This window comes from Rhodobacter sp. NSM (assembly GCF_052244495.1).
In the GTDB taxonomy this organism is placed as follows: Bacteria; Pseudomonadota; Alphaproteobacteria; order Rhodobacterales; family Rhodobacteraceae; genus Cereibacter_A.
This window is the reverse complement of sequence record NZ_JBQPXH010000022.1, coordinates 22,140-33,645: the sequence shown is the minus strand read 5'-3', so window position 1 is coordinate 33,645 and position 11,506 is coordinate 22,140. Positions and strand designations below refer to the sequence as shown.

The 11,506-nt window shown below is 68.6% G+C and carries 9 protein-coding genes; 4 read left to right on the top strand and 5 right to left on the bottom strand.

Annotated elements, in window-relative coordinates; all coding sequences use genetic code 11:
• Window positions 1-586 precede the first annotated feature (586 nt).
• Window positions 587-736: a hypothetical protein gene (locus ACTVZP_RS20665; RefSeq protein ID WP_443214041.1), complete on the top strand. Its 150-nt coding sequence runs from the start codon at window positions 587-589 to the stop codon at window positions 734-736.
• Window positions 733-1,059 carry a type II toxin-antitoxin system RelE/ParE family toxin gene (locus ACTVZP_RS20660; protein ID WP_443214040.1) on the top strand — a complete coding sequence of 109 codons (327 nt, stop codon included), beginning with the start codon at window positions 733-735 and terminating at the stop codon, window positions 1,057-1,059. The genes ACTVZP_RS20665 and ACTVZP_RS20660 overlap by 4 nt, the downstream gene beginning before the upstream one ends.
• A 270-nt stretch (window positions 1,060-1,329) precedes the next feature.
• Here the strand turns inward: ACTVZP_RS20660 and glmS are convergent, their stop codons facing one another.
• Window positions 1,330-3,147 carry a glutamine--fructose-6-phosphate transaminase (isomerizing) gene (gene glmS, locus ACTVZP_RS20655; protein WP_443214039.1) on the bottom strand — a complete coding sequence of 606 codons (1,818 nt, stop codon included), beginning with the start codon at window positions 3,145-3,147 and terminating at the stop codon, window positions 1,330-1,332.
• 317 nt (window positions 3,148-3,464) lie between these two features.
• On the opposite strand from glmS, the gene ACTVZP_RS20650 reads away from it, so the two are divergent.
• Window positions 3,465-4,577, top strand: a complete 1,113-nt coding sequence (locus ACTVZP_RS20650; protein ID WP_443214043.1) for a GSU2403 family nucleotidyltransferase fold protein — start codon at window positions 3,465-3,467, stop codon at window positions 4,575-4,577.
• Between the two features lie 304 nt (window positions 4,578-4,881).
• Window positions 4,882-6,237, top strand: coding sequence for a M10 family metallopeptidase C-terminal domain-containing protein (locus ACTVZP_RS20645; RefSeq protein WP_443214038.1), 1,356 nt, complete (start codon window positions 4,882-4,884; stop codon window positions 6,235-6,237).
• A 282-nt stretch (window positions 6,238-6,519) separates the two neighbouring features.
• Here the strand turns inward: ACTVZP_RS20645 and ACTVZP_RS20640 are convergent, their stop codons facing one another.
• The 4 genes from ACTVZP_RS20640 to ACTVZP_RS20625 are packed head-to-tail and all read right to left on the bottom strand — an operon-like array spanning window position 6,520 to window position 11,501.
• Window positions 6,520-6,855 (bottom strand): hypothetical protein, encoded by a 336-nt coding sequence (locus ACTVZP_RS20640; protein WP_443214037.1) that lies wholly within the window; start codon window positions 6,853-6,855, stop codon window positions 6,520-6,522.
• A complete protein-coding gene (locus ACTVZP_RS20635; RefSeq protein WP_443214036.1) occupies window positions 6,830-8,227 on the bottom strand; it encodes a hypothetical protein in 1,398 nt (465 codons plus the stop codon). Before ACTVZP_RS20635 ends, ACTVZP_RS20640 begins: the two co-directional genes overlap by 26 nt.
• Window positions 8,212-9,300 carry a glycosyl hydrolase family 8 gene (locus ACTVZP_RS20630; protein ID WP_443214035.1) on the bottom strand — a complete coding sequence of 363 codons (1,089 nt, stop codon included), beginning with the start codon at window positions 9,298-9,300 and terminating at the stop codon, window positions 8,212-8,214. Before ACTVZP_RS20630 ends, ACTVZP_RS20635 begins: the two co-directional genes overlap by 16 nt.
• On the bottom strand, window positions 9,297-11,501 hold the full coding sequence (locus ACTVZP_RS20625) for a cellulose biosynthesis cyclic di-GMP-binding regulatory protein BcsB (RefSeq protein WP_443214034.1): 2,205 nt from the start codon (window positions 11,499-11,501) through the stop codon (window positions 9,297-9,299). Before ACTVZP_RS20625 ends, ACTVZP_RS20630 begins: the two co-directional genes overlap by 4 nt.
• Window positions 11,502-11,506: the final 5 nt, after the last annotated feature.

Genomic DNA, 11,506 nt, shown 5'->3' with positions numbered 1-11,506 from the left:
TGGGGCAATCCTGCCCATGGGGAGTTCCGGCTTCTCTTCCGGAGGGGAAGGTTATCTTGTGGTACATCCCGCGCCGGGACCGGCGCCGCGCGCATTTCGAGGAGCGTCTGCTGAAACATGTTGATTGTTAATGGAAATATATTCCGGGAGGCGTCCGGAGAGGAAGAAGACAGCCCCCTTGGGCCGCCCTCCTTCACAACTGAAGATTGCGGTCCGGCAAGGCCTCTGCTGCGTTCTGCCGCGGGGCATCCCGGACCCGGGCACCGGGATCCCGCCGCCCTGGCCGCTTCCGGGGGCCGCTTGCGGGAGGGGGGCGAAATCCTGCGTCTCTCACGGGCGGATGTGGTTTCCCCGGCACGACAAGATCATCCCGCCGGCGGGTCGGGTCAATGATGGCGCCTGCCATGCGCCGGTTGCCGGAAGACATTCATGCGGCATGTATGACCAGGTCATACTTCGGAGGGGCGGATGACCGTCAAGACAACACTCAGCTTCACCGACCGGCATCACCGCTTCCTGACCGAAAGGTCGACCAGGGCGTTTTCGCCTCGCAGAGCGCAGCCGTGCCGTCGCGCTCGAGCAGATGATGCGTGACGAAGAGGAGCGCAGCCTTGCCCTCGAAAGCATGGCCGAGAAAATCCGGACTCGTGTGCAGACGCCGCGCTCGGCCTATGTGGGCGCCGATGAGGCATTTGCCGCTGCCCGGGCGCGGGTTCAGGCGGCGCGCGAGGGGTGAGCTGCGGCATTCGGTTTCATCCGGCCGTCACGGATGATCTCGACGCCATCCTGCGCTGGATCATCGACCTTGCCGGGCCGCAGGCCGGCGCGCGCCGGCTGGCTGACATCGAGGCGGCGATCGCCGATCTGACGCAGACGCCGCACAAGGGAAGCCTCCGCGACGAGATCGCGCCCGGCCTGCGTGCCATCCCCGCCGGGCGCAAGGCGGTCATTGCCTTAACGGTGGATGACGAGGCGCGCGAGGTCTTCATTCACGCCGTCAGCTACGCGGGAGCGGACTGGATGGCGCGCAGTCAGACGCGCGGCAGACAGGAGCCATGACGCGCTTCGTCACACATCCCGCCTGCTGCCATACGTCCCGCCGCCTGGACGGGAGCACATCAACCCGGTCGGAGAGTACAGGTGCCCCCCGTTGACGCAGGATGTTCGCCCCATCCCGCAGACGCCCCCGTCCAGCGCGCCGAGGCCCGGAGACCATGGCGGGTCTCCTCCGTGGCCAGGGCATCATGCAGGGACTGGAAGGCCGCGTGGTCGATGTGGCGTCCCACCCCGCCCCTTGCCCCGGGGCGGGGTCCGGCAGTCCCGGTCGCATCATTCGACGGTGACGGACTTCGCCAGGTTGCGCGGCTGATCCACATCCGTCCCGCGGGCGATGGCGGCGTGATAGGCCAGCATCTGCGCCGGGACCGCATAGGCGAAGGGGGTCACCACCTCGGGCACCCGGGGCAGCGCCACGCAGTGCGAAGCCGCGCCCGCTTCCGCGGCTCCCTCCGCATCCGTCAGCAGGACCACCGGCCCGTGGCGTGCCATGACCTCCTGCATGTTCGAGACCGTCTTCTCGAAGAGACTGTCCCGCGGGGCCAGGATCACCACGGGCAGGCTCTTGTCGATCAGGGCGATCGGGCCGTGCTTGAGTTCACCCGCCGCATAGGCCTCGGCATGGATGTAGCTGATTTCCTTGAGCTTGAGCGCCGCCTCGAGCGCCATCGGGAACATCACGCCCCGGCCCAGGAACAGCACGTCATCGCATTCGCCGAGGACTTCCGCGATGCGCTCGTAATCCGCCTCCCGGTCGAGGATCCGGCTCATGAAGCCCGGAATGGATCGGATCTCGGACAGCAGCGTCGCGCAGCGGCCGGCCTCCATCCGGTCGCGGTCCCGGGCGCATTTCAGGGCCAGAAGAAGAAGCACCAGCAGTTGCGCCGTGAAGGCCTTGGTCGAGGCAACGCCGATCTCCGGACCGGCATGCATCGGGATCAGGACATCCGCTTCGCGGGCGATCGACGAGGTCGGAACATTCACCACCGCCAGTGTTCTCGCCACGCGTCCGGCCACATGCCGCAAGGCTGCCAGCGTATCCGCGGTTTCGCCGGACTGGCTCACGACGATCACGATGTCGCCGTCCTCCAGCACCGGGTCGCGGTACCGGAACTCGGAGGCGATGTCGATTTCGACCGGGATGCGGGCGAACTGTTCGAACCAGTATTTCGCGACCTGGCAGGCATGGAAGGCCGTCCCGCAGGCCACCATCACCACACGGTCGGCGGCAGTGAAGTCCACCCCCGGGGGCATGGCCGGCTCCGCAGCCTCCCCCGGCAGGTAGTGGTCGATCACCGTCTTGATCACGCTGGGCTGCTCGGCCATCTCCTTGGCCATGAAATGTCGGTGACCCGCCTTGTCGATCCGCGCGTTCTCGACATCGATGACGGTGATCGCGCGCTGGACGGGGCTGCCCCGACTGTCATGGATCGTGACCCCCTGTCGGGTCAGGACAGCCCAGTCCCCTTCCTCGAGATAGGTCAGCCGGTTCGTCATCGGCGCGAGCGCGATCGCGTCGGAACCCAGATACATCTCGCCCTCGCCATGACCGATGGCCAGGGGCGAGCCATGTCGCGCCGCTATCAGCAGATCTTCCTCGCCCTCGAAGAGGAAGGCGAGGGCAAAGGCGCCCTTCAGACGGGCCAGGGTTGCACGGGCTGCCTCGACCGGGTCGAGACCCTTGTCGAGATATCGGTCGGTCAGATGGACGATGACTTCCGTGTCGGTTTCGGAGGCGAACCGGCAGCCGGCGACAGACAGTTCGTCACGGAGGTCGCGGAAATTCTCGATGATGCCGTTGTGAACCACAGCCACCCGGCCGGCGCGGTGCGGATGGGCATTCTCCACGCTGGGCACGCCATGCGTGGCCCAGCGTGTGTGGCCGATGCCCGCCTTGCCGCGCAGGGGATCGCAGACCAGGACGTCCGACAGGTTCATGAGCTTTCCTGTCGCACGCCGAAGCTCCAGCCGACCCTCGTGGACGGTCGCAATACCGGCGCTGTCATAGCCGCGATATTCGAGCCGCCGCAGGGCATCCAGAATGACCGGCGCCACTTCATGAGATCCCAGGATCCCGATGATTCCGCACATCTTGTCTCATACTCCTGACGGAGATGATCGGCAGGTCGTCGGTCGGATCGCGCGGGGTCTTGAGCGCCTGCTGCCGGTCTCCGGCAAAAAAGGGGCCCGGTGGAGCGATCCCGGGCACCAGCAGATCCTTGCAATGCGGCGAAAACCGTGACTTGCCGAGGCCTCCCTGTCTTCTCCCCCGTCGTCATAAGCCCGGCCCTGCGACAAAGTCCCGGTTTCGAAGGATTTTTCCCACGCGCAATGGGTGCGCTCACCCCGACCAAAGTGTCGCCCACATTGATCGGAAGGCGGGTCTTCCGCCTGAGGACATGTCTTTGGTGCGGGAAGAATTGCGTCGGACCGGCTTCATCGCATATTCCCACACAAAAGATAATTTGTGTGGGAAAACAATGGACCTCCCTTTACCTCTTCAGACGGCCTACCAGGAGCTTCAGCACCTGCATTCGGTCATACCGACCCCCTCGATCGAAGGCTCCATCCTGAAGCGCAGCAAAGGGAAAAATCATTACTGGGTCGCCCGCAAGCGGGCCGGCAAGAACGTCTTCGAGACGGCAATCGGACCCGACACCGAAGAGGTCAGGGCCAGGATCGAAAAGGCGGGCAGGGAACAGGCGGCCCTGAAACGCTGGAAGCGTTCGGCCTCGGCCTGTGTCGCCACGCTGCGGGCGGGCCGCTGTCTTGCACCTGACATGACCACCGGCAAGCTGCTTGCCGCCATCGCGAAGACCGGGTTCTTCACCGCGGGAGGCATCCTCGAGGGAACCCAGGCGTTTCGCCATTACCCGTTGATGTTATCCGTCGATCCACCCTCGACAGCCTTCTCGATGACCGGAGATGTCGACTTGATCGCGGCGAACAGCGTGAAGCTTGCCGGCGGATCCTCAGGCGATCCGAGAGGGCTTGCGTTGCGCCTGCAGAAACTCGGCATCGAGATGGAGGCGGTCCTTGGAATGAGTGAAGACCAACCTCCCAGATGGGTAATCGAAGGAACGATCGAACTTGAATTCCTCTCCTCGATGAGCCGGAACGGCGAGCCAAGACGCAGGCACGCAGGCATCGGCGAATCCGTTCAGGCTCTCAGGCATCTCGAGTTCACCTTCGATGGCTCGCGCGACGCTGTCTCGCTCTATCGCTCGGGCGTGTCGATCAAGGTCCCTGCGCCAGAGCGGTATGCCCTGCACAAGCTGATCGTCGCCCAGTTGCGCACCGGAACATCTCGGGAAAAGCGCCGCAAGGACCTCGATCAGGCCGGTTGGCTGCTCTCCGTCCTCTCCGAGCGACGCTCCTACGACTTGTGGTCGGCGTGGGATGACCTCTGCCGCCGCGGGCGAAAGTGGCGTGAGCGGGTGGATGCCTCGCTCGAAGAGCGCCCCGATGCCCGGGCAAGCCTCGACCTTGTCGAAGACGAGTTCGGGCCTCCCGCATCCTGACGTGAACCGTGTCCGCGTTTCCGGGTCGACAGAAAGGGCAGGCTCGCCGCCACGAGAGGGCGGCGCGCACGAAGGAGTGCCATCAACACTCAGGGGCTGGTCGGAGGCCCCATGCGTCGGGCAAGGAGGCCCGGGTCAGGTCGGCGGAGCTCATCGCCACGCCCGGCGGTGGCGCGCGCCCCCGTGCTTTCGGACGCTGCTCGCAACGGGCCCGGCAGCTTGAACCTTTTCCGTTTCCGGCGCAAAACCTGTCGGCCCCATGCCCGCCAGTACGGCGGGCTGCAGAACCGCTGGAGGAAGGCCGATGCCGATGCATATCATGACGCCGCAGAAGTTCGCGCAACGGCTCATGGCGACCTCCTATCCGGATGGGGTGACCCGCACCATGGACGCGGGGCGCGACGGCACCATCACGGTCAGCCTTGGCGATCTGACCCTGCAGGAGCGCGGGCTGGCACGCGCCGCGCTGGCGGAAATCGGCACGATGACCGGGCTGCGCTTCGCGGAAACCTCCGGCGGAGCGCAGATCACCTATTCCAACGGCGGAACGGGTGCGCGCACCGAGACATCGGCCCGCGGCACGACGATCACCTCGGCCGAGATCCAGATCGCCTCGGATCGGGTCGAGCCGGGTGACAGTTACGGCAGCTACGCCTTCCGGACCTACATGCACGAGACGCTTCATGCGCTGGGGCTGGGTCATCCGCAGGACTATTCGAGGATCACGGAGTTCGGCGCGTCCGCGATCGCCAACGACAGCTGGCAGATGAGCCTGATGTCCTATTTCGATCAGGACGAGAACACCCGGGTCGCGGCGACGAAGGCCTACAACCTGACCCCGATGCTGGCGGATTACCTCGCCCTGAAGCAGATGTACGACGCACCCGCCATCCATGCCGGGGCCACCGTCTATGGCGTGGGCTCGACGGCGGGTGGGGCGCTGGATCACGCGGCCTCGCTTGGCGCGCGGGTGGCCTTCCTTGTCGTGGACCATGGCGGGACGGACCATGTCGATTTCAGCCGCTGGCGCGCAGCGCAGGTAATCGACCTGATGCCCGGCGCACTGTCGAACGTGATGGGCGCCATCGGAAACATGCAGATCGCCTCCGACACTCTGATCGAGAACGCCACCGGCGGGTCCGGGGCGGACAGGCTGTTCGGCAATGCCGCTGCGAACCGTCTGGTGGGCGGAAAGGGCGCGGACGTTCTTTACGCAGGCGCAGGGGCCGACCGTCTCCTGGGCGAGGAGGGCAATGACCGCCTGCGGGGTGACGGCGGGACGGATCGTCTCCTGGGCGGGACGGGTGCCGATACGCTGATCGGCGGGGCGGGTCAGGACCGCCTGATCGGGCAGGCCGGAGCCGATGTGTTCGTCTTCGCCTCGATGGCGGATGCCGGGCGTGGAGCGCACTGCGACGTGATCGTCGATTTCGTGCGCGGGGCAGATCGCATTGACCTCTCGCGCATGGATGCGAATGCGGCGCAGGCCGGAAACCAGGACTTCGCCCTGATCGGCGCAACGGCGTTCAGTGGGGTTGCGGGCGAACTGCGCTGTGCCGGTGGCGCGGTTCTGGGCGATGTCGATGGGGACGGGCGCGCCGATTTCCGGATCGTCGTGAGGGGTGTCGGCACGCTCGGGGATGGCGACTTCATCCTCTGAGCGGATCGGCTGGTCGATCCTGCGTCGCGGCCTGCGGCGGCCGCGGATGGAGAGAGCTTCTGACCTCGGCCCGTGACGCATGGACCCTCCCCGGGGCAGATCGCGAAAGTGGCCAGGGAGGGGTCGGCCACGCGCCGGGAGCCGCTGGTCGACCTGGCCATGATGCGGCTGCCCTGCAAGGCATCCGGGCGGTGTCCCGGGCCGGGTTCCCGAACCCGCGTCACCAGTGCGGGCCAGCCGGCGAGTCGAGGAACATCGGCCGCTCGTCAACGTGGCGGTGCGTCAGGATCCTGCCCGAAGGCCAGGATCTGCGGGGCGGATCCCGTCGTCTCCGCCTCGGCCCTTCACGGCAGGGACGATCCGGAAGAGCCGGATCATGTCGAGCGAGGTGCGCGGGATCGTGGTCGCCGCGCGCCAGAAGACGAACCCCAGGCCGGACAGGAGCCCGCGTCCCGCCAGGGCGGAGCGACGGGTCTTGTCCCAGAGCCCGGAGTCGGAAAACACGAGGCAGGCGACCGCTTCCCGGACCGCCGGATCCTGGTCGGACAGGAAGCGCAGTCCGAGATTCGCCCCATCCCGCAGACGGCCCCGTCTAGCGCGCCGAGGCCCGGAGACCATGGCGGGTCTCCTCCGTGGCCAGGGCATCATGCAGGGCCTGGAAGGCCGCGTGGGCCTCCTGCCGCTTGCCCATGTTCATCAGCGCATAGGCGCGCAGGATCGCGAGATCGCGCCGTTCGAAGCCTGCAAGCTCCGCATAGGCATCGAGAAAGGCCACGGCACGCTCGTACTTGCCCTGCTGATAGGCCTGCACCCCGCGCTGGTCGAGGATCCAGAGTTCCACATCGAGGCGTTGCTGGTGGGTCAGGGCTGTGGCGGCCGCCACCCGGGCGGCGCTGTCGGCCATGCCGAGCTTGAGCATGGCGAGCGCCTGCCCGAACCGGGCATCGCGCTTCTGCCCGGCCGAGCCCGTGGCCTCGGCCCGCCGGAACAGCCCCAGGGCCTCGAGCGGACGCTGCAGGTCATAGGCGCACCAGGCGCGCGTGAGGGCCTGGCCCGAGGTGGCCCCGGGGCTCGTGCCTGCCAGGCACTGGGCCGGATTGCGCGTCGCGCTGCGGGACAGGGGGGCCGCGCCGGAGGAAGAGGGGGCCGGAGTGGCTGCAGTGGCTGCGGGCGCAGGGTTCGTCCTGACCGGGGCAGACGCCGTTTTGGCGACGGTCCGGGCGCTCGCCGATCGCTGAGCGGGCGGCAATTGCCCGTGCCCGGCCGCCAGCCGGGTCTCGAGACCGTCCCAGGCTGTGGCCCGCGCCGGGAAGCGTCGCCGGGTTTCGGCGAAGAGCTGGGCCATCTGTCCGGGCGTGGCGAAGGCGTCGGCCTTCTCGAGGGTCGCGGTCACGTGATCGGCGTCCCCGCAGGTCCGCACGATGCCCTGCATCAGGCGGAAGGCCTCGTCCGTCGCGCCCGCGGCCCGCTGCGCCTCGGCCAGCCGCCAGGGATTGTTGATCCGCTCGCAGCTCAGAAGGACCGGCCGCTCGGCGCTGACCTGAACGGCGCGCCCGAGATCGGCCGAGGCCAGTGCCAGATCGAAGGCCGCCTGGGCCCGGGAGAGCTCCAGAAGCTCGGTCATGTCCCTGGGAGGCGTCCAGCCGGGGTGGTTCAGGCGCGTCTCGCCGATCCGGGCATCGGCCGCATCGAAGGCGCCCGAGGCGATCAACCGGTAGATCTCGTCGATCTCGACCGAGGGGTCGGCCGCGCCCGCGATGGCAGCCAGCGGATCGGCGGGGGGCGTCCAGTCGGGGAATTGCACCCGGAGACGGCGCAGTTCGGCCTCGTAGGAGACCGTGTCGTTCTGCGACCGGTAATAGCGCAGGGCGCGCAGGTCATCCTGCGAAGGTGTCTGGGCAAGGCTCCAGGAGGCCGGCAGGACCAGGAGGCAGGCGAGGAGGAGGGCCGGGGCGCGGCCGGGGCGCGGGCGGATCAGATGGGGAGGCATTTGGGGAAGAACTCGGCTTGGGCGACCAGCGCCATCAGATGGAGTGTGGCGGGGAAATAGGGCTGCTCGGCGTCGAAATCCGGCAGGGCTGCGCCGGCTGTCCCGGACAGGACACAGTCGTTGAGGGCCACGAGCGCCCGGTAGCCGGGCTGGTCACTGGTTTCCCGGACCTGGCCCGTGCCTTCTTCGAAAACCGTGGGCGTGTCCTGCGAGACCCTGGCGGCCCGACGGTGGATCTCGCGAAACCGCACCTGGGCGGGCGTGGCGTTCATGCCCGACCAGCAGAGATAGAGCGGGATGCGGAGCGCATCGTAGCCGCAATCGGCGGAGAGGCCGGGGGCGTCGGCCGGGCCCTCGGGTGTGAGCCGCAGCCAGTCCGGCAGGAGGGCCGACCCCGCGATCGCGTTCATCAGCTCGAGCCCGTCCCGCGCCGCCAGAACGAGGGCGGGGGCTTCGGCGAACATCCCCACCTCGCGCATCGCCCGGGGCATGAAATAGGACGGATTGAGCGTGACGCCCTCGTCGCTGGCAAATCCGTAGGCCGCCGGCAGCAGATACCTGCGCTCCGAGCCGTCGGGATGGCCGGCCAGGCAGCCCTGCTCGAGCGCCCGGCCGATGATCCGAGCGCGCTCGTGAAACCCCGGCTCGTTCCACAGGATCCCGCCCTGGATCAGGGCCCAGGCATAGAAGAGATCGCCATCGGAGGCGTTGTTCTGGTCCGGGACCGGATCGCCGGTCTCCGGCAGGTAGCGCCAGCTCAGAAGCCCGTCCTCGCGCAGGGCGAGGTTGCCCTCGGTCCAGGCGAAGATCCGGCGGAACGCCTCCTCGTCTCCGAAGGCAGCCGCAAGCCGAAGACCGTATCCCTGGCCCTCGGAATGGCTCGCCCCGCTCTGGGGCGCGTCGATCACCCGGCCCTCCTCGTTCAGGCACAGGCGCTTCCAGGCCTGCCAGGCCTCCTGCAGCGGATGCCCGGACGCGAGGCTGAAGGCGGGGGCGCCCTGCGCCCCGGCGCGGAAAACCCCTCCCCCCGCGAGGGTGACGGTGAGGGCCGTCATGAAGGTTCTGCGATTCATCCCTGCCTCTTCTTCCGGCCGCCCCGGATGGCCAGCCACGCCCCGATCGCCACGATCCACGACACACCCAGGCCCGCCACCACGAGCAGCCCCGGAGCCCAGGAGACATAGGCCCCCGTGACGGTGCGCAGGTTCGCCGGTCCGATCGGCTCGAGAAGCCGGGGCCAGACCCGATCCGATCTCCAGCTCTGCCAGTGACCCTCGCCGTCGAGGAGCGCCACCTCGCCCGCTGGCCGGTCCGGAGAGCCAAGGCTGTTGCGCAGGGCCCTGAGCACCTCCTTCGGATCGGCCTCCGGGCCGAGCACGAGCCAGAGGCTCCGGGGCTCCGCCGCGCCGCCCAGGACCAGCATCGCGGCGGCCTTGCGTCCCTGCAGCCAGTCCTCCACCGATCCCTGGCCGGGCCCGAAGGCAAACCGCAGCCAGGTCATCATCTGGCCGGTGGTCGGGAAGGCCTGCGCCCTCCATTCCATCCCGCCCGCAAGCGGATCGGGCTCCGCCTGCGGTCCCGTGGCCGGCTGCAGCACCGCCTGGAGCGCCATTTCCCGCAGGTCGGGGCGATCCTGCAGAAGCGGCGGCAGCCGGGCCAGATCGATCACATGCAGCACACGTCCCGGCCCCTGCTCCGGATCCGGAACCGCCCTCGCCTGGACCAGGAGGTCCTGCAGGATCGCCTGCAGCCCAAGCGCGTCCCCAGACACCCGCACGTCTGCCTGCTCCACCCGGGCAAGCTCGCGTCCCAGGTCGGGCAGGACCATGCGCGGGGAGACCGGAACCTGCAGGGTGGAGGCCGGGCTGATCAGGAAGCGGTCCGCCTCGGTCCGCGCGCAGGGCTGATCGGGCCGCTCGCCCGGAAGAACGACCTGGAATTCGAGGCTGTTGATCCCCGGCCGGAGCCTGCGTCCCTCGAAACGGATCTCCAGCGGGCCCTCCGAACCGGGCACGGAGCCGTCGAGCCGCACCAGCCGCACGGCCTCGCCATTGACCCTGACCACCATCCCGGATCCCGCGGGCAGCCCCGGCATTGCCGAATGGACGAGCGCCAGCATGGCCGGCTCGTTCGTCAGGATGAGCCAGTCCTCGGGCAGCCGGAAGCGGACCGTACGGGACGAGTAGATGTCCGAGCCGCTGAACGGATCGAAGCCGAGGCTCGAGAGGCTCTGGACGGCGCCCGGCTCAAGCGGCGGGATCGCCGGAGCGACCGCGGGCTGCGGCGGCAGGAGGCGGGCCAGCCCCTCCACATCCGCGAGCTGCCCCAGGGGATATTCGATCACCAGCACCGCCGCCCCGTCTCCGCCCCGACGCACCTCGATGTGGGTCCGGCCGGAGGCGAGGAAGGTCACCCGGGCGGGAGGCGGGGCCTGATCGCGCAGCTGATAGGGCTCGCGCAGCTCGACAGGCGGCAACCTGCCGCCGGTGGCGGCCCCCAGCACGGCGATGAGCCGGTCCATCGTGCCGGCCTCGTCGATGAGCGTGGTCGCGTTGCGGCGGATCACGAGGGGCCGGCCGCTCCCCGCCATCGCCCGCAGGGCCGCGCGGAAGTCTTCCATCCGCGGGGCAGCCTCCGCATCCGCAGGAACCATGATCCCGCTTGCGGAGAGGTCCCAGTCGCTCCAGAGCTGGAACCAGGCCTCGGGGCTGCAGTAGATCCGGTGGAAGAGATGCAGATCCAGCACGATGCGGTTCGGGCCGGGCTTGAGCAGGCCGGGGGGAATGCGAAGCGTCTCGCGGGCAAACCCGTCGAAGGCCCGGGGGGCAAAGCGCCCCGCCTCGCGATCGTTGATCGTCACGGCGACGGAGGAGGCCTCCGGCAGGACGGCGATGCTGTTGCGGTAGCTGAGCTCGAGGGAGGCGGCTGCGCCGGGCGTGGCCGCGAAGGCCTCGAAGACGATCCGCCCCCGCGTGCCCTGCTGGCGCAGGATGCCGTCGCGCGCCTCGTCCGGCGCCACCAGGATGAGCGGCGTGCGGAGGGCCGGCGGATCGGCCGGCGCGGATCCCCGGGGCGCCGAACCGGTGGCCTCGCTTCTCTGGCGCAAGTCCGGGTCGACCGGTCGCACCTTTTCGGGGAGCGCGGACTCCCCCGGAGCCTCCCCTGCCGCGAGAGACGGAAGCTCTTCCGGCCCTCCGAAGCGGATCACCTGGGCCCGGGCGTCCTCGGCCATCGCCAGGGAGCCGGCCAGAAGGCAGACGGTTGCCATGCGCATCTCGG

Bases quoted from the DNA above. Each gene is read 5' to 3' on its own strand.
- ACTVZP_RS20665 (WP_443214041.1), top strand. From the start codon at position 587: ATGCGTGACGAAGAGGAGCGCAGCCTTGCCCTCGAAAGCATGGCCGAG.
- glmS (WP_443214039.1), bottom strand. From the start codon at position 3,147: ATGTGCGGAATCATCGGGATCCTGGGATCTCATGAAGTGGCGCCGGTC.
- ACTVZP_RS20645 (WP_443214038.1), top strand. From the start codon at position 4,882: ATGCCGATGCATATCATGACGCCGCAGAAGTTCGCGCAACGGCTCATG.
- ACTVZP_RS20640 (WP_443214037.1), bottom strand. From the start codon at position 6,855: ATGGTCTCCGGGCCTCGGCGCGCTAGACGGGGCCGTCTGCGGGATGGG.
- ACTVZP_RS20635 (WP_443214036.1), bottom strand. From the start codon at position 8,227: ATGCCTCCCCATCTGATCCGCCCGCGCCCCGGCCGCGCCCCGGCCCTC.
- ACTVZP_RS20630 (WP_443214035.1), bottom strand. From the start codon at position 9,300: ATGAATCGCAGAACCTTCATGACGGCCCTCACCGTCACCCTCGCGGGG.
- ACTVZP_RS20625 (WP_443214034.1), bottom strand. From the start codon at position 11,501: ATGCGCATGGCAACCGTCTGCCTTCTGGCCGGCTCCCTGGCGATGGCC.